Origin of the sequence: Xanthomonas melonis, assembly GCF_020783655.1 — a bacterium.
GTDB lineage: Bacteria > Pseudomonadota > Gammaproteobacteria > Xanthomonadales > Xanthomonadaceae > Xanthomonas > Xanthomonas melonis.
The window spans coordinates 99,538-116,874 of record NZ_JAJGQH010000017.1 but is presented as its reverse complement, the minus strand read 5'-3'; the positions used below and the strand labels follow the sequence as shown (position 1 = coordinate 116,874).

Below are 17,337 nucleotides of genomic sequence, written 5' to 3'. Positions count from 1 at the left end.
GGAAGACTGCATGAAACTCGTACGTGTTGGCGCCGAAGGTCATGAACGTCCCGGTCTGATCGATCACGACGGCCGCATCCGCGACCTCAGCGGTGTGATCGACGATGTGGCCGGCGAGCACCTCACCAATGCCGGCCTGGACAAACTACGGGCGCTGGACGTCTCCACGCTGCCGGTGATCGACGGCGACGTGCGCTACGGTGCCGCAGTGGGCCGCATCGGCAAGTTCATCTGCGTGGGCCTGAACTACGCCGACCATGCCGCCGAATCGGGCATGGAAGTCCCCAAGATGCCGATCCTGTTCATGAAGGCCACCACCGCGGTGTGCGGCCCCAACGACACCGTGATCATTCCGCGCGGCTCGGTGAAGAGCGATTGGGAAGTGGAGCTGGGCGTGGTGATCGGCGATGTGGCGCGCGATGTATCGGTGGACGCAGCGCTGAACCATGTGGCCGGCTACGCGGTGATCAACGATCTGTCCGAGCGCGAGTTCCAGCTCGAACACGGCGGCCAGTGGGTCAAGGGCAAGAGCGCCGACACCTTCGGTCCGATCGGGCCGTGGCTAGTCACCCGCGACGAAGTGGCCGACCCACAGAACCTGTCGATGTGGCTGGAGGTCAACGGCCACCGTTACCAGAACGGCAGCACCCGCACGATGGTGTTCGGCGTGGCCGAACTGGTCAGCCATATCAGCCGCTACATGACGCTGATGCCCGGCGATGTGATCAGCACCGGCACCCCGCCGGGCGTGGGCCTGGGGCAGAAGCCGCCGGTGTATCTCAAGCCTGGCGACGTGATGGAGCTGGAGATCGAAGGCCTGGGTCGCCAGCGCCAGCCGGTGGTGGCGCATCCGCGCGATGCTGGTTGAGGCCCTCATCTCCCCAGGGACCTGGCTCGCCACGAGAGCGAGATACGGCGGAGGCGAGCGGCAGTCGTTCGTTCGACGCAACCTAAGCCCCTCTTCCTTGGGAGAGGGGTTGGGGTGAGGGTACGGCACCACGTCGTCGCGCAAATCGACGCAATGCCGCTGTTGGTTGGTGTGCTACCTCGGTGCTGGTGCTAACGCATCATCAGCATGTCTTCAGCGGGTGAGCGGCTGCGTTGAATGTCCAAACGTTGCAGCGCGTCGATAGCGATACGCAGTTGGTCGTGCAATCGAGTCAGTGATTTGAGTTGCAAACGCACGGGCGACGCCATGCGTCAACGCAACCGGCGCTACGCGTTCATACCCTCACCCCAACCCTCTCCCGGCGGGAGAGGGGCTAAAGCAATTCCCTGTTTCCGTTCTTGTCGTTCCGCTCTTATTCCACCCTTCATCGCCCAGGATTTTCATGAGCACCATCATCGCCCTCGAAACCCACGACGTCCGCTTTCCCACTTCGCGCGAGCTGGATGGGTCGGACGCGATGAATCCCGATCCCGATTACTCGGCAGCCTATGTGGTGCTGCGCACCGATGCACCCAATGACCTGGCCGGCTATGGCCTGGTGTTCACCATCGGCCGCGGCAACGACGTGCAGACCGCGGCGGTGGCCGCGCTGGCCGAGCATGTGATCGGCTTGCAGGTGGAAGAGATCATCGTGGACCTGGGCGCCTTCGCGCGCCGGCTCAACAACGACTCGCAACTCCGCTGGCTGGGCCCGGAGAAGGGCGTGATGCACATGGCGATCGGCGCGGTGATCAACGCTGCCTGGGATCTGGCCGCACGCGCGGCCAACAAGCCGCTGTGGCGCTACATCGCCGAACTCAGTCCCGAGCAACTGGTCGACACCATCGACTTCCGCTACCTCACCGACGCGCTCACCCGCGACGAGGCATTGGCGATGTTGCGTGACGCGCAGCCGCACCGCGCGCAGCGTATCGCGCAGTTGATCGAGCAGGGCTACCCCGCCTACACCACCTCGCCCGGCTGGCTCGGTTACTCGGACGAGAAACTGGTGCGGCTGGCAAAAGAAGCCGTGGCCGACGGCTTCCGTACCATCAAGCTCAAGGTGGGCGCCAACGTGCAGGACGATATCCGCCGCTGCCGCCTGGCGCGCGAAGCCATCGGCCCGGATATCGCGATGGCGGTGGACGCCAACCAGCGCTGGGACGTGGGCCCGGCGATCGACTGGATGCGCCAGCTGGCCGAATTCGACATCGCCTGGATCGAGGAACCCACCAGCCCGGACGATGTACTGGGCCACGCCGCGATCCGCAAGGGCATTACCCCGGTGCCGGTGTCTACCGGCGAACACACCCAGAACCGCGTGGTGTTCAAGCAGCTGTTGCAGGCCGGCGCGGTGGATCTGATCCAGATCGATGCCGCGCGCGTGGGCGGGGTCAACGAAAACCTGGCCATCCTGCTGCTGGCCGCCAAATTCGGCGTGCGCGTGTTCCCGCATGCCGGCGGCGTGGGCCTGTGCGAGCTGGTACAGCATCTGGCCATGGCCGACTTCGTCGCCATCACCGGCAAGATGGAAGACCGCGCGATCGAGTTCGTCGACCACCTGCATCAGCACTTCCTGGATCCGGTGCGCATCCGCCACGGCCGCTACCTCGCCCCGGACGCCGCGGGCTTCTCCGCACAGATGCATGCCGCCTCGATTGCGGAGTTCAGCTATCCGGGCGGGCGTTTCTGGGTCAAGGATCTGGCGGCCAGCGCGAAGACCTGAGCCCGCGTTCCCTCATCCGCCCTGCGGGCACCTTCTCCCGCTTGCGGGAGAAGGGAGTCTCCTGCCGCATTCCAAGAAGGACAGGCGGCTGGTCAGACCACACGTCACAGGAGCCAGGCGGCACGCGCAGGACACCGCAGCGCATGCATCCGCCCGGCCACCGCCAACACCGAACACGCCCTTCTCCCGCCTGCGGGAGAAGGTGCCCGAAGGGCGGATGAGGGGGCTCTAGCGTTGCGCCCGGATCGCCTCGCTCAGCGCGAAGATCTGCCCAGCTGCACGCCACTTCTCGCCGGGCGCACTTCCCGGCAGCGGCTTCTGGAACCTCCACATCAACTCTTCCCACGCCTGGATGCGCGGATCGGCCGCATCGCGCGCGGCCTTGGCGGCCGGATCGTAGTCCTCGCTCACATCCATCAGCATCACCAACCGATCGCCGCTGCGAAAGATCTCCAGTTCCTGGATGCCGGCCTGCTGCAGCGAGGCCACCACTTCCGGCCACACCTCGGTGGGTTGATGCCAACGCTCGTATTCGGCGATCAGCGCGGGATCGTCGTGCAGGTCCAGCACATAGCAAAGACGCGGCATGCTCAGGCTCCCGTCACGACAGGCGCCGCACGCGGCGCGCGCAAGGCAAATACCAGGATCACCGCAAAACACGCACCCGGCACCGCCATGGCCCAGTGGATGCCGGCCATGTCCGAGACCGCGCCCATCAGCGCAGTGAGCAACGCGCCACCGATGATGGACATCACCAGCAGCGACGAGCCCAGCTTGCGGGCATCGTCATGCATGCCGTCCAGGCCCAGCGCGAAGATGGTCGGGAACATCACCGACATGAACACGCTGGCGGCCACCAGCGCGTACGACCCCGTCCATCCCGGCAACGCGATCGCGACAGCGCACAACAGCAGATTGATCGTGGCGAAACTCGCCAGCAGCTTGGCCGGCGCCAGATAGCGCAGCAGCGCGGTGCCGATGAAGCGCCCGGCCATGAACAACACCAGCGAGATGGTCAGGTACGTGGCGGCAGTCTTTTCCGGCGTGCCTGGCACCGCGTCCTGCAGATAACGGATCAGATAGCTCCAGATCCCGACCTGCGCGCCCACGTAGAAGAACTGCGCCACCACCGAGAACACGAACGAGCGATTGCGCAGCAGCTCGCCGAAGCGCGCACGCTTGGGCGCTTCGCCCGCCACCGCGTCCGGCGCACCGGCGGGAAAGCGCACCAGCGCGATCAGCAGCGCCCACAGCACCACCACCGCGCCGATGATCAGGTACGGCGTCTGCACTGCCGCCGATTCGGCAGCGAAGAACGCCTCGCGCGCGGTTGGCGTCATCGCCGCCAGCTCCGCCGGGCTGTGCTCCACACCGGAGAAGATGAAGTGCTGGCCCACCAGCACGCCGGTGATCGAGCCCAGCGGGTTGAACGCCTGCGCCAGGTTCAGGCGCCGCGCCGCGCCATCGGCCGGTCCGAGCACGGTCACCAGCGGGTTGGCGGTGGTTTCCAGGAACGCCAGGCCGCTGGCGATCACGAACAGCGCCAGCAGGAACAGCCAATAGGTGTGTACCTGCGCGGCCGGGTAGAACAGGAACGCGCCGCACGCATACAGCAGCAGGCCCAGCACCACGGCGGCCTTGTAGCTGTAGCGGCGCATGAACATCGCTGCCGGCATCGCGAAGACGAAATAACCCATGTAGAACGCGCTCTGCACCAAACCGGCCTGCAGGTCGGTCAGTTCGAACGCCTTCTTGAACTGCTTGATCAGGATATCGTTGAGGTTGTTGGCCATGCCCCACAAAAAGAACAGGCTGACGATCAACACCAGGGGGACCATGGCGGTGCGCGCCAGGTTGCCACGCGGTGACGCGGCAATGTCACTGTGATGCATGCGACCGTTCCCCTCCCAAGGCTGTGGCGCTTGCGTTGCAATCGAGCGAGCGTACTGCGCGCGCCCATGCCATGCAAATATAAAATCTTTGTTTATATTTGCACTCACACTCCCCGCCTGACCCCTGCCCGCGTTGCCTGTACCCTGGCGCGCCGCCCCTGCCCGGAACCGCAAACGGATGAGCACCGAACCCGCCAAGTACCGCGCGCCGGCCCTGGACAAGGGGCTGGACATCCTGGAGCTGCTGGCACGCGATGCGCGCGCGCTGAGCATGGGTGCGATCTCGCAGGGCGTGGGGCGCTCGCGCGGAGAAATCTTCCGCATGCTCCAGGTCCTGGAAGAACGCGGTTACCTGATGCGCGATGCCGATGGCGACTATGTGCTGACCAATCGCTTGTTCATGCTCGGCATGCAGCAGCCGCAGGTGCAGAACGTCACCGAAGCCGCACTGCCGGTGATGCGGCGGCTGGCCGATGCGATCTGCCAGCCCTGCCATCTGGTGGCACCGTCGGGCGATCAGATCGTGGTGATCGCGCAGATGGACGTGCCCAGCGACCTGGGCCTGGTGGTGCGCCCCGGCCACCGCCGCCCGCTGGCCCACTCCACTTCCGGTCTGGTGCTGTTCGCCTTCCAGCAACCGGATGTGCAGGCGCGCTGGCTGGAGGCGCTCGATGCCAGCGTCGTGCCCTACGACCGTGCCCGGTTCCTGAAGGATGCGCAGCAGACCCGCCGCGATGGGTATGCGATGCACGCCAGCGAGGCGGTGGTCGGCGTGGTCGACCTGACCGCACCGATCCTGCAGCACGGCAGCGCCACCTATACGCTCACGGTGCCCTTCATCGAACGCCGCCCCGAACTGGTGAGTCCCCAGGCCGCCTTGCAGGCGTTGTGCGCCGCCACCGCCGAGATCTCTGACGCCTTGATGTATCACCCACCACGCGCGCTGGGAAGCTGATCCGGCCATCGCCTGTTGGTGGTCCTTGGCTGGCACTGGCGGTCGACTGCCACGGCGTGCAGCGATCGCGCGTCAGCACATCCCTTTCCCCGCTCACGGGTGAAGGTGCCCGCAGGGCGGACGGGGGCAAGGCGCGCCCAAGCACCGACCCCCGGCGTGACGCTGCACCGCAATCGCCACGGCATTCGATGCATGGCGCGGACAAGGCACCGCAATAGCCAAGGCTATGAAGATCAGACCGACCTTCGCGTGCAGGCAGATCGCTCGAAAACCGGTATTGCGTTGTTACACTGCGCGCCCCTTGGGGAGTAGCCTGCGTCCGCATCGTCGGACGCGCCTGCATCAACATACTCGGCCGTTGCGCCGTGGTGCAGGCAACCTTGCGTGGTTTGGCGAGACCAGCGGCATGCGCGTACGACGACGGTTGGCGCGGGCGCATGCCGTTGTGTCCGTGCCCAACCCGAGCGTGTCGATGTCTCCGCTTTCCATCGTGTTGATCGGTTTTGCCATGTCCACCGATGCGTTCGCCGCGGCGATCGGCAAGGGTGCAGCCATGCGCAAGCCGCAGTGGCGCGATGCGCTGCGCGCGGGTGCGATCTTCGGCTGCATCGAAGCGGTCACGCCGGTGATCGGCTGGTTGCTGGGCCGCGCCGCTTCCAGCCACCTGCGATCCTTCGACCACTGGATCGCCTTCGGCCTGCTGGGCGCGCTGGGCGTGCACATGATCGTCGCCGGCCTGCGCGCCGATCCCGATCTGACCGACGAACCGGGCAGCGGCACGAACAAGACTGGCCTGCTCGCGCTGGCCGCCACCGGGTTCGCCACCAGCATCGACGCAATGGCGGTGGGCGTGAGCCTGGCGTTCCTGGACGTGCACATCGGCGTGGTGGCGATCGTGGTGGGCCTGTGCACCTTCAGCATGGTCACCGCCGGCATCATGCTGGGCCGCGCGCTCGGCAGGCTGATCGGCAAGCGCGCCGAAATCCTCGGTGGTTTGATCCTGGTGATCGTCGGCAGCGTGATCCTCTACGAACACCTCAGCGGCGTCGCGTAAGCGCCTCCCCTGGCAGGAGCGTGCCTGCGCGACCGGGCGTTAAAGATAATGCTTCCCCGCGCGCAGGCATGTCCGACGCTGTCGTCGGGTGACACCTTCAGCGCGTTTTCGCATCGTGATACGCGCTCAGGAATGCGCGCAACGAGGCCGGCTTGACCGGCTTGGTCAGCAACCGATAGCCGCGATCACGCGCGAGTTGCTTGAGTTCGTCGCGGCCGTCGGCGGTCAGCAGCGCGCCGGCGATCGGCGACGGCGCGGCGGCCTGCAGCGCGTCCAGCGTGTCCAGGCCATCCAGGCGATCGTGCAGGTGGTAATCCACCAGCATCAGATCCGGTTGCTGGCGCGCGCAGTCCAGTGCCTGGTCCACGGTACTGGCGGTGATCACCTCCACCTGCCAACGGCCCAGCAGCGCGCGCATGCCGTCGAGAATCTCGCGGTCGTTGTCCACGCACAGCACACGCAGGCCGGCCAGCGATTCGCCGCTGGACACCGCGCGCGCGGCCGGCGCAGGCAGCAGGGGCGCCACTGGCACCGGCGCGACGCGCGGCAGCAGGATCGAGAACATGCTGCCGCGGCCAACCTGGCTGCGCGCGCTCAAATCGTGATCGAGCAGGCGCGAGATGCGTTGGCAGATCGACAGCCCCAGCCCCAGCCCCTGTTCGCCCCAGTCGAACGGCTGCTGGTAACGACGGAATTCTTCGAAGATCTGCCGCATGTGGTGTTCGGGAATGCCCGGGCCGGTGTCCCAGACCTGCAGTTCCACCTGCGTGCCGCGCCCGCGCATCCCAAGCACGATACGGCCCTGGCGCGTGTAGCGCAGCGCATTGGCCAGGAAATTCTGCATCACCCGGCGCAACAGACGGCGGTCGCTGCGCACCCAGATCGGCCGGGTGTGCACCTGCAGCCGCAGGCCGCGGCTGGCCGCCACCGGCGCATACTGCGCGGCCAGCTCGTGCATCAGCGCGCTGGCATCGAAATCCTCGACCGTGGGGCGCAGCCCGCCCGCATCCAGGCGCGACACATCGAGCAGGCCATCGAGCAGTTCCTCGGCCGCACGCAGCGAGGCATCCACACGCTCGGCGAGATGGCGCTGTTCTTCGTTGTTGCGGTGGCTTTCGCGCAGTGCCGAGGCGAACAGGCGTGCGGCGTTGAGCGGCTGCAGCACGTCGTGGCTGATCGCGGCCAGAAAGCGCGTCTTGGACTGCTGCGCCAGCTCGGCTTCGCGCGAGCGATCGGCCACGCGCTGCTCCAGGTTCTCGTTGGCGTCCAGCAACGCGCGCTCGGCACGCTTGTAGTCGGTGATGTCGTTATAGCTGGTGACATAGCCGCCGCCGGGCAGCGCCTGGCCACGCATCTCGATCACCTTGCCATCGCTGCGGGTGCGCTCGAACACATGCGGCGAGCCGGCGCGCATATGCCGGATCCGGCGGTCGATCTGGTCCTCGATGTCGCCCTCGCCCAGCTCGCCGCGCTCGGCGTTGTAGCGGATCAGGTCGGCCACCGGGCGGCCGACGTACAACATGCCGTCCGGGTAACCGAACAGTTGCTGATAGCGCCGGTTCCACGCGGTCAGGCGCATCTCCGGATCGACCACGCTGACTGCGGCGCTGATGTTTTCCAGCGTGGTGGACAGGATTTCGCGATTGAAGCGCAGCTCCTGCCCAGCCTCGTCCAGCACCGCCACCACTTCGCCCAGCTCCATGCCCGAGCCGCGCAACAGGCTGGTCAGCACCAGCCGCGCCGAGGCTGCACCGATGGAGGCCGCCAGCAGGCGCTCGGTGAACTGCACCCAGGCACGGTCGGCCACCGCCGCCGGTTGCAGCTCGCGCTCCAGCAACTGCGCCTGCTCCACGAACGCGCGACGCGCATGCCGCTCGCCCACCACGCGCTCGGCCAGCGCCTGCAGATCGCCGACACGCACGTGCCCGGGCCATTCGCCGGCCACTGCCGGGCGCTGCGCATACGGATCCAGGAACGGCGCGGCGCGCAGCCGTTCGTCCACGCCCGGGCGCCAGCGCGCCGAGACCAGCATCATCGCCCCGACATTGATCAGCAGCGACCAGAACGTGCCATGCGCCAGCGGATCCCAGCCGCGCATGCCGAACAACTGCTGCGGCTGCAGCCATGCGATACCGAACGGCCCATCCACCAGCCACTCCGGCTGCAGCCAGCCGGCGCGCGTGGCCGCCGGCAGCAGCAGCGTGTAGATCCAGGTCATGAAGCCGAGCACCATGCCGGTCTCCACGCCCTTGCGGCTGGCACCACGCCAGTACAGCCCGCCGATCAGTCCCGGCGCGAATTGCGCCACCGCCGCGAACGCCATCAGCCCGTAGGTCGCCAAGGTGGTGTCGTTGGCCACGCTGCGGTGATAGCCATAGGCGATCAGGGCCAGCAGCAGGATCGCCACGCGCCGGATCCACAGCACCCGCGAGGCCACCGCTGCGCGCGCATCGGCGCTGACGCGGCGGCGCAGCAGCACCGGCACCACCAGATCGTTGCTGACCATCGTGGCCAGGGCGATGCTGGCCACGATCACCATGCCGGTGGCTGCGGAGAATCCGCCGACGTAGGCCACCAGCGCAAGGACGCTATTGCCCTGGCTCAGCGGCAGTGCCAGCACCACCGCATCGTCGACCACCGTGCTGCCCTGCCCGAACAGGGCGATACCGGCCGAGGCGATCGGCACCACCATCGCCGAGATGACCACCAGGTACGCGCCGAACAACCAGCGGGCGCGACGGATATCGCCCACATCGCTGCATTCCACCACGGCCACATGGAACTGGCGCGGCAGACAGATCACCGCCAGAAAGCTCAGCAGCGTCTGCGAGATGAAGCCCACCGACGGCGTATGTTCGAACAGGGTGCGCGCCGAATCGGCGATGTGCAGCTGGTGATCGCTCAACCACAGCCATGCGAACAGGCCGACCGCCACGATGGCGACCAGCTTGATCACCGACTCCAGCGCGACCGCCAGCATCATGCCGTGATGGTGTTCGGTGGCATCGACCTGGCGGGTGCCGAACAAGGTGGCGAACAGCGCCATCAACAGCGCCACGTACAGCGCCGGATCGGCGAGGATGCCGCGCCCGGCGCTGCTATGCCCGGTCAACACCTCCAGGCTCATTGCCACCGCTTTGTACTGCAGTGCCAGGTAAGGCACGATGCCGACCAGCGCGATCACCGCCACCAGTGCGGCCAGCCGCCGCGAACGGCCGTAGCGCGAGGAAATGAAGTCGGCGATCGACACCGTGTTCTCGGCACGCGCGATCAGCGCCAGGCGTTCGATGATGCGCCAGCCGAACAGCAGCAACAGCAGCGGGCCGAGGTAGATCGGCAGGTAGCCGATGCCATTGCGCACCGCCGAGCCCACCGCGCCGTAGAAGGTCCACGACGAGCAGTACACCGCCAGCGCCAGGCTGTAGACCGCAGGCCGCAGCCACGGTCGCTGCGTGTACATGGGCCGGCGATCACCCCACCACGCCACACCGAACAGCAGCGCGGCATAGCCCACGGACACCAGCAGCAGGATCCAGCTCGAAACCAACGGCGCTCCCTCGGGCAATGCCAGCGTGCGAGTGTACGCAGTGGCGGCAGGGGAATGGAGCATGCAGCAGGCTGCCCCCCATCCGCCCTGCGGGCACCTTCCCCCGCAGGCGGGGGAAGGGCGTGACGCCGGACAGAATGGATCGCCGGGAAGCGGCACCACAGCTGGCGCAGCGCTGGAAGGCGACAGCCAACCCGATGTCAGCAAGCTCCCCTCTCCCGCCCGCGGGAGAGGGTGCTCGCAGGGCGGGTGAGGGCCGCTCAGCCCGGCAGCCGCACCTGCACCCGGTACACCCGCCCGGCAGTCACCGCGTGCACGCGTTGATCCGCGCTGACCACGCCGTCCACCAATACCTCGGTCGCCACGCGTCCGGCCTCGCGCTGCAGCTGTACCTCGAACTGCGCACCGCGGAACTGCCGCGTCGCCTGGGCCCGAGGCCAGTGCGAGGGCAGCTGCGGACGGATCGCCAGGGCATCGCCTTCACCGACCAGGCCGAACAGACCTTCCAGCACGCAGCGATACACCCAGGCCACCGTGCCGGTATTGAACAACTGGCTCGAACGCCCGGCCGTGCGCGGATACTGATGCCAGGCACCGCGGTAATAGTTGGGCAGCGACACCGGCAGATGGCCGCGCTGCAGCACGTCTTCGCGGCTCGGGCCAGGCAGCAGCGAACGCAGGACCTCCCAGGCACGGTCGGCCTCGCCGATCTGGTAGAGGCTGTACAGATAGAACGCGGCCGCGTGGTTGTACACCGCGCCGTTCTCCGCCGCGCCAGGCCATTTCTGGGTCAACCGACCCACGTCGTCGCGCATGTGCGTATACGCCGGCGCCAGCATCACCGGGCCGTACGGCGTATGCAGCTGCTCGCGCACCGCCTCCAGCAGCGCCGCACGCTGCTGCGTATCGGCAGTGCCGGCCAGCAACGCGAAACTCTGCGGATTGAGATAGATGCGACCCTCCACATCGTCGGCGATGCCGAAGCGCACGCCGTCGTCGGTGATGCCGCGCGCATACCAGTTGCCGTCCCACAACTCGCGATTGGCATCGGCATTGATGGTCCCGACCGCCTCGCCGAAGCGCTGCGCCTGGGTGCTGCGTCCCTGCGCAGCACAGATGTCCGACCACAGCCGCAGCGCATACGCGGTGGCCACGGTGAGCCAGCCGGACACGCCCTTGCCGCGCCAGCCGACCATGTTCATCGGATCGTTCCAGTCGCCCTGGGCGATGAAACTCAAGCCACGCGCATCGCGTGCGTCCAGCAACCACTGCATGGCCGCATCCAGGCGTTCGGCCACACGCAGGCGCTGCCCGTCGTGGGTCTGCACGATCGCATCCAGGATGCCGGCATCGCCGGTTTCGGCGAGGTAAGCACTCAGGAACATCGGCAACCACACGCAGTGATCGGTGTGCGGCACCTGATTGATGTACTTCAGCTCGGCGCCTTCCACCAGCAGGATACCGTCCGGCATCGCGCCACTGGGCTCCTGCTGCGACAGCGCGTGCAGCAGCGCCGCGCGCGCGGTGGCCGGCTGCAGGTAGGCCATGCCCATGTGATCCTGCAGGTAGTTGCGGGTCTGCGGGTCGGTGGTCAGGCGGTTGACGTCGCCGTGGTAGAACACCTGCCGCGGCAACCAGTGGTTGACCAGGTTGTCCAGCGCCGGGTCCGGAGTGGCGATCTGCACGCAACCACGTCCACCCTGCAGATACAGCGCGTAATCGCGTGCGGCCACGGCGAAGCCCTCCTGCGACAGATAGCGCGCACGCAGCGCAGCGATCTCGGCATCGTCCTTGGCCGGCCCGAACGCGAAGCGGTACACGCTGGCGTCGTCGGCCTGCAGGCTCAGGCGATACTGCAACGCGGCGGCCGGGGTTTCGTAGTGCGCCTCGTGATTGCCAAGCTGCTCGGCCTGGATCGCCGACGGCGCATGCAACCCACCCTCGCCTTCGAAGGCCAGTTGCTGCGCCTCCCAGGCCACCGGCGGCTGCTCGTGCAACAGGAAGGTGCAGTCCTTGAAATCGCGTTGGCGGAAGTAGTCTTCGATCTTCTGGTAAGGCGCCACGCTGCGGCACACGATGCCGCCCAGTGCCGGCTCGTAACCGCCGGCCTGATGCATCCACGACATGTAGCCGACCGGAAAATACACATACAGGCTGAGCCGGCGCGCGCGTCCGGAGCGGTTGTGCACGCGGCATTCCCACAGCTCCACCGCATCGTCGGTGGGCAGGGCCACGCACAGCTCCACCACGATGTCGTCATGGCGCACCGTCCAGCGCACATCGTGCTTGCCGGCAGAGAACTCGAACGCCTGCGGCGGCGCGCGCACCGGTTCGTGCGGCACCGAATACAGCGCACCGCTGTCTTCGTCCTTGAGATAGAAGAAGCGGCCGGGATGATGCGCATAGTACGGCTGCTCCGGCATCATGAAATTGCGCGCTTCCAGGATCGGCGCATGCGCGTATTTGGCCGGTTCCGGCTGCATGAACTGCCCGGTGGCATACCCGCGGCAGGTCAGCTGCAGCATCATGCGCCGGTTCCACAGAAAGCCGCCGGCATTGGGCATGGCGGTGGGGCTGTACAGCGCGTAGCGCGCGCCATCGGCGCTGGGCGCCAGCAGGGTGGACAGGTCGTCGGACTCGGCGGAAGGCGTTGCGGACACGATCAGGAATGCTCCGGTTCATCGCGCTTGCGCGCGGCAAGTTCTTGCTGGATGCGGTACAGGAGGCCGTCGTCCAGCGGATAGAAACGCATGGTCCATGCGGCCAGCAGCGCGACCGCCCCGGGAATCACGGTCAGCAACAGCACGATGCCGGTCAGCGAGACGTTCGACTGCGCGCTGTTGGCGACATAGCCCATGCCGGCCAGCACCCAGGCGATGCCGGCCGATGCCAGCGCGCCGCCGAGCTTCTGCGAAAACGTCGCCGCTGCGAAGGTCATGGCGGTCGCGCGCCGCCCGGTGCGCCATTCGGTGTAGTCGGCGCTGTCGGCGTACATCGAGAATGCCAGCGGTGATTTCGGCCCCAGTGCCACGCCGATCAGCGCGTTGAGCACGAAGATCGCCCACACCGCATCGGCGGGCACGAAGAACATCAGGCAGCTCAACACGCCGACCACGGCCATCAGCACGGCCATCAGGCGGCGTTTGTCCCAATGCCGGGTCAGCAGCGGGGTGATCGCCGCACCCACCGCCAGCGACACCGAATAGCTGCCCAGGAACAGGCCGGTGAGATCGGGCCGCTGCACGTAGTACTTGAGGTAGTACACGCCGGCGCCGCCGCGCATGACGATGGTGATCATGATGATCAGCGACAGCACGAACAGCACGCACCATGGCTTGTTCTGCACCAGGTCGGCGATGTCGCGGCCGATCGGCGTGCGCTGTTGCGGCGGCGGCTGCACGCGTTCGCGCGTGGTCAGCGCCACGGTGACGAACAAGGCCACCGCCACCGCGCCGTACAGCATCATCGTGCGCTGCCAGCCCAGCGCATCGTTGCCACCGCCGAACCAGGCCACCAGGTCCAGCGTGCAGTAGTTGACCAGCGTGGTGCCGGCGAAGGCCCCGATGAAACGCAGGCTGATCAGGCTCGTCCGCTGGCCACTGTCGGCGGTGATCACGCCCGACAACGCCGAGTACGGAATGCTCACCACCGTATAGGCCAGCATCATCACCAGGAAGCTGAGCGTCGCCCACCACATGCGCCCATGCTGGTCCAGGTCGGGCGTGGTGTAGGCCAGTACGCCGGTCAGCGCCATCGGCACTGCGCCCCACAGCAGATACGGACGGAACTTACCCCAACGGCTGCGCGTGCGATCGGCCAGCGCGCCCATGGCCGGATCGGCGATCGCATCGGCGATCTTGGTCAGCAGGATCATCGTGCCCACGGCCGCGGCCGGCAGATGCATGGTGTCGGTATAGAAGATCAGCAGGAACGAGCCGATGTTGGCCCAGTACAGGTTCAGGCCCAGGTCGCCGGCGCCGTAGCCCAGTTTTTCGCGCCAGCGCAGGCGTGCGGATGCGGGAGACGGTGCGGGTGATGACGTCATCGACAGACCTTCGGATGCGTTGTACCCGGCCGGGCACGCCGTTACGCTGGGTGCCCGCTCACCTGGCAAGGAGCGCCGACGCTACACCACGCATCCGCTGCCGCCAACGTGAAATCCGCTCAAATGCCGAATCGATCCGGAGATATAACCTGACGTGATGGACACCGCCGCACTCGCCACACCCGCGTCCGCTTCGCCCCTGGCCATCGTGGTGATGGGCGTGTCGGGCAGCGGCAAGACCACCATCGCGCAGGCCCTGGCGGCGCATTACCGCTTCCGCTTCCTGGATGCCGACGACTATCACAGCGTGGCCGCACGCGCGCAGATGGCTGCCGGCCAGCCGCTTACCGACGCCATGCGCGTGCCATGGGTGGAACTGCTGTCGGCCACCTTGCGCGATTGCGTGCAGGCCGGCGAATCGGTGGTGCTGGCGTTTTCCGGCCTGCGCAGCTCGCACCGGCAATTGCTGCGCGGCAGCGGTGTGCAGATGCGCTTCGTGTTCCTGCATGCCGCCCCGCAGGTGATCGCCGCGCGACTGAGCGCGCGCGCCGGCCACTTCATGCCCGCGACCTTGCTCGACAGTCAGCTGCAGACGCTGGAATTGCCGCTGGACGAAGCCGATGTGGTCTCGGTGGATGTGGATGCCACGGTGGCGGAGGTGGTGCAGGATGCGATCGCGCAGTTGGCGCTGATCGCTCCCGCTGCAGTGCGCACCGCCGTGCCTTCGCCTCAACGCGCATAACGCGCCAGATAACGCAGCCCTATGCGGCTGTTTCCTTCTCCCTCCGGGAGAAGGTGCCCCAAAGGGGCGGATGAGGGTACGTACGAAGCCTCGTGCATTTTGACGACACAGAAGCTTCGCCCCCTACCCTCACCCCACCCCCCGGCCCGCGTTTGCGACGCGGGCGCTCCAAGGCATGCGCGCCGGTGGCGCGCAAACCGTGCCTTCTCGCCCCGCTGGAGAGGGGTTGTCCGACACAGTGGCCAACCCCACAAGGTGGCGCAAAATTTCCTGGTTACTTTTTTCATACCATTGATTTGCGGGCAGATACGCGTGCATCGCGGCCAATCATTTTTCCTATCGCAATGGCTGCAGATAGTGATGAATCATCACCATTTGTGCGATTAACGAACGAGCTGAACAAAAATTTTCCGAGCTGGTTCAACCAGATGCAGGCAGACCCGACCGTTTCGTGAACGCGCGCATCGCGCATCGCTTGCTCGGTCACCGCAATCGGCGATCTTCATGGGCGCAGATCCGGGGGGATCCAGCGCTTCCTTCCATCAATGGACACGCCGTGATGACCAACTCCAATCGCCGCATGTGGTTTTGCAGTTTGACGCTCGCTCCCTGCCTGCTCGCCAGCGCAATGGCCTTTGCCCAGTCCGCCGCCACGACCGCCACTGCCGCCCAGCCGCCGGTGTCGTCACTGGACACCGAGGCGTTCGCACGCTCCGGCCAGGTCTGGCGCAGTTTCGGCAAGGACCTTCCGTTCGCAAGCCCCACCAACTGGACCACTGCCGGTGGCGGCTACTTCAACACGCGTTTCGCGCCCGGCGAATGGAAGATCAACCGCAGCACTGTCGGCTCGCTCAAGCCGGCATGGACCCTGACCACCACCGGCGACATCTCGGCCACGCCCAGCGTCGAGGGCGGCACCCTGTACGTTCCCGACTGGGGCGGCAGCCTCTACAGCGTGGATACGCAGACCGGCAAGCCGAACTGGCAGGCCAAGCTGTCCGACTACACCGGCAATACCAATTCGGTCACGCGCAATACCCCGGCCATCAGTGCCAGGAGCATCATCGTCGGCGACCAGGCTGCCGGCACCCTGCTGGCGATCGACAAGAAGACCGGCAAGCTGCTGTGGAAGACCACGGTGGAGGCCAACCCGCAGGCACGCATCACCTCCTCGCCGGTCATCTACGGCAACCGCATCTACGTCGGCGTCTCGTCCGGCGACTGGGGCAATCTGCAGCCGAACCACACCTTCAGCTTCCGCGGCAGCGTGGTGGCGGTGGATCTGAACACCGGCAAGAAGCTGTGGCAGTTCTACACCGTGCCGGAAGGCTATACCGGCGCTGCGGTCTGGGGGCAGGTCGCCATCGACCCGATCAGCCGCCGCCTGTACTTCGGCACCGGCAACAACTACAACATCCCGCAAGGGGTGGGTAACTGCGTCTCCAATGCGCGCTCCTATCGCGGCGGCCAGCTCACCGTGCAGGACGAACTGGATTGCATGGCGCCAGACAACTACGTCGATTCGGTGATCGCCCTGAACCTGGACAGCGGCAAGCTGGCCTGGGCGCACCGCCTGCAGGGCTATGATGCCTGGAACCTGTCGTGCATCGTCGCTCCCACCAACGGCCTGTGCCCGAACACCCAGGCCAGCAACCTCACCGGCCCGGATTACGACTTCGGCGGCGCCGGCGTCAATCTGTTCTCCGCCCGCCGCAACGGCAAATTGCAGCAGCTGGTCGGCGCCGGGCAGAAGAGCGGCATCTACTTCGCACTGGATGCCAAGACCGGCGCCACCGTGTGGTCCACCCAGGTGGGCCCGGGCGGCACCACCGGCGGCGTCGAATGGGGCACCGCGGTGGACCCGTACAAGTCGCAGGTGTATGTGGCCATCAACAACAGCTCCAACGCCACCTATACGTTGGGGCCTGCCAATGTCCAGAGCCACAATGGCGGTTCGTGGGCGGCGCTGGACGCGGCCACCGGCAAGATCAAGTGGCAGGTCAAGGTGCCCGGCATCAACCGCGTCAACCCCAACGTACCGGCCGGTGGCCAGGGCTCGCTGACGGTGTCGCCGAACCTGCTCTATGCCGGCTCGATGGCGGGCAACATGGTCGCCCTGGACACCGACACCGGCGCGACGCTGTGGAACTACGACGCCGCGGGCTCGGTGATCAGCTCCCCGGCCGCCGTCGACGGTGCGCTGTACTGGGGCGCCGGCTACGGCCGCTTCAACTTCGGCACTCCGGCCACCAGCAACCAGCTGATCAAGTTCGTGCCGAACGGCAGTGCGGGCAGGTAAGCCTCAACACCGCTGATCTGCGCAACGATGCGCAGTTCGCCCAGCACGACGACGCCACCTTCGGGTGGCGTCGTCGTGTCCGCGGTCGTCGGGGCGGCCGTGCACGATGCGGTGGATGACGGGTAGCTGCGTGCTGATCGGCAACGGCG

12 protein-coding genes and 1 riboswitch are annotated in these 17,337 nt (G+C 66.7%); of the genes, 6 read left to right on the top strand and 6 right to left on the bottom strand.

Annotated elements, in window-relative coordinates; genetic code table 11:
* Nucleotides 1–10: 10 nt before the first annotated feature.
* Complete coding sequence (locus LL964_RS17040) at nucleotides 11–868, top strand: fumarylacetoacetate hydrolase family protein (protein WP_104588380.1); 858 nt, start codon at nucleotides 11–13, stop codon at nucleotides 866–868.
* Nucleotides 869–1,331: 463 nt separating this feature from the next.
* Nucleotides 1,332–2,654, top strand: a complete 1,323-nt coding sequence (locus LL964_RS17035; protein ID WP_104588381.1) for an L-fuconate dehydratase — start codon at nucleotides 1,332–1,334, stop codon at nucleotides 2,652–2,654.
* A 228-nt stretch (nucleotides 2,655–2,882) separates the two neighbouring features.
* On the opposite strand, the gene LL964_RS17030 is transcribed toward LL964_RS17035, so the two are convergent.
* Nucleotides 2,883–3,242 carry an L-fucose mutarotase gene (locus LL964_RS17030; protein ID WP_167395405.1) on the bottom strand — a complete coding sequence of 120 codons (360 nt, stop codon included), beginning with the start codon at nucleotides 3,240–3,242 and terminating at the stop codon, nucleotides 2,883–2,885.
* 2 nt (nucleotides 3,243–3,244) lie between these two features.
* Nucleotides 3,245–4,546: an L-fucose:H+ symporter permease gene (gene fucP, locus LL964_RS17025; protein ID WP_104588382.1), complete on the bottom strand. Its 1,302-nt coding sequence runs from the start codon at nucleotides 4,544–4,546 to the stop codon at nucleotides 3,245–3,247.
* Nucleotides 4,547–4,724: 178 nt separating this feature from the next.
* Here fucP and LL964_RS17020 point away from each other — a divergent pair, with 178 nt between their 5' ends.
* Both LL964_RS17020 and LL964_RS17015 read left to right on the top strand, forming a co-directional pair.
* Nucleotides 4,725–5,501 (top strand): IclR family transcriptional regulator, encoded by a 777-nt coding sequence (locus LL964_RS17020; protein WP_104588383.1) that lies wholly within the window; start codon nucleotides 4,725–4,727, stop codon nucleotides 5,499–5,501.
* Between the two features lie 297 nt (nucleotides 5,502–5,798).
* Nucleotides 5,799–5,967, top strand: a riboswitch (yybP-ykoY riboswitch).
* A gap of 6 nt (nucleotides 5,968–5,973) precedes the next feature.
* Nucleotides 5,974–6,555: a manganese efflux pump MntP gene (locus LL964_RS17015; RefSeq protein ID WP_104588384.1), complete on the top strand. Its 582-nt coding sequence runs from the start codon at nucleotides 5,974–5,976 to the stop codon at nucleotides 6,553–6,555.
* A gap of 97 nt (nucleotides 6,556–6,652) precedes the next feature.
* On the opposite strand, the gene LL964_RS17010 is transcribed toward LL964_RS17015, so the two are convergent.
* From LL964_RS17010 to LL964_RS17000, 3 genes are all read right to left on the bottom strand, one after another.
* Nucleotides 6,653–10,102, bottom strand: a complete 3,450-nt coding sequence (locus LL964_RS17010) for a hybrid sensor histidine kinase/response regulator (protein ID WP_104588385.1) — start codon at nucleotides 10,100–10,102, stop codon at nucleotides 6,653–6,655.
* Nucleotides 10,103–10,362: 260 nt separating this feature from the next.
* Complete coding sequence (locus LL964_RS17005; protein ID WP_104588386.1) at nucleotides 10,363–12,762, bottom strand: GH36-type glycosyl hydrolase domain-containing protein; 2,400 nt, start codon at nucleotides 12,760–12,762, stop codon at nucleotides 10,363–10,365.
* A 2-nt stretch (nucleotides 12,763–12,764) separates the two neighbouring features.
* Nucleotides 12,765–14,147, bottom strand: coding sequence for an MFS transporter (locus LL964_RS17000; protein WP_104588387.1), 1,383 nt, complete (start codon nucleotides 14,145–14,147; stop codon nucleotides 12,765–12,767).
* 157 nt (nucleotides 14,148–14,304) lie between these two features.
* On the opposite strand from LL964_RS17000, the gene LL964_RS16995 reads away from it, so the two are divergent.
* Nucleotides 14,305–14,889, top strand: coding sequence for a gluconokinase (locus tag LL964_RS16995; RefSeq protein ID WP_104588388.1), 585 nt, complete (start codon nucleotides 14,305–14,307; stop codon nucleotides 14,887–14,889).
* A 283-nt stretch (nucleotides 14,890–15,172) separates the two neighbouring features.
* On the opposite strand, the gene LL964_RS16990 is transcribed toward LL964_RS16995, so the two are convergent.
* On the bottom strand, nucleotides 15,173–15,376 hold the full coding sequence (locus LL964_RS16990; protein ID WP_208621476.1) for a hypothetical protein: 204 nt from the start codon (nucleotides 15,374–15,376) through the stop codon (nucleotides 15,173–15,175).
* 72 nt (nucleotides 15,377–15,448) lie between these two features.
* Here LL964_RS16990 and LL964_RS16985 point away from each other — a divergent pair, with 72 nt between their 5' ends.
* Nucleotides 15,449–17,188 (top strand): outer membrane protein assembly factor BamB family protein, encoded by a 1,740-nt coding sequence (locus LL964_RS16985; protein ID WP_146092413.1) that lies wholly within the window; start codon nucleotides 15,449–15,451, stop codon nucleotides 17,186–17,188.
* Nucleotides 17,189–17,337 lie beyond the last annotated feature (149 nt).

Excerpts from the sequence above, each read along its gene's own strand:
- LL964_RS16985 (WP_146092413.1), top strand. The coding sequence starts at position 15,449 with ATGACCAACTCCAATCGCCGCATGTGGTTTTGCAGTTTGACGCTCGCT.
- LL964_RS17030 (WP_167395405.1), bottom strand. The coding sequence starts at position 3,242 with ATGCCGCGTCTTTGCTATGTGCTGGACCTGCACGACGATCCCGCGCTG.
- LL964_RS16995 (WP_104588388.1), top strand. The coding sequence starts at position 14,305 with ATGGACACCGCCGCACTCGCCACACCCGCGTCCGCTTCGCCCCTGGCC.
- LL964_RS17035 (WP_104588381.1), top strand. The coding sequence starts at position 1,332 with ATGAGCACCATCATCGCCCTCGAAACCCACGACGTCCGCTTTCCCACT.
- LL964_RS17020 (WP_104588383.1), top strand. The coding sequence starts at position 4,725 with ATGAGCACCGAACCCGCCAAGTACCGCGCGCCGGCCCTGGACAAGGGG.
- fucP (WP_104588382.1), bottom strand. The coding sequence starts at position 4,546 with ATGCATCACAGTGACATTGCCGCGTCACCGCGTGGCAACCTGGCGCGC.
- LL964_RS17040 (WP_104588380.1), top strand. The coding sequence starts at position 11 with ATGAAACTCGTACGTGTTGGCGCCGAAGGTCATGAACGTCCCGGTCTG.
- LL964_RS17000 (WP_104588387.1), bottom strand. The coding sequence starts at position 14,147 with ATGACGTCATCACCCGCACCGTCTCCCGCATCCGCACGCCTGCGCTGG.
- LL964_RS17015 (WP_104588384.1), top strand. The coding sequence starts at position 5,974 with ATGTCTCCGCTTTCCATCGTGTTGATCGGTTTTGCCATGTCCACCGAT.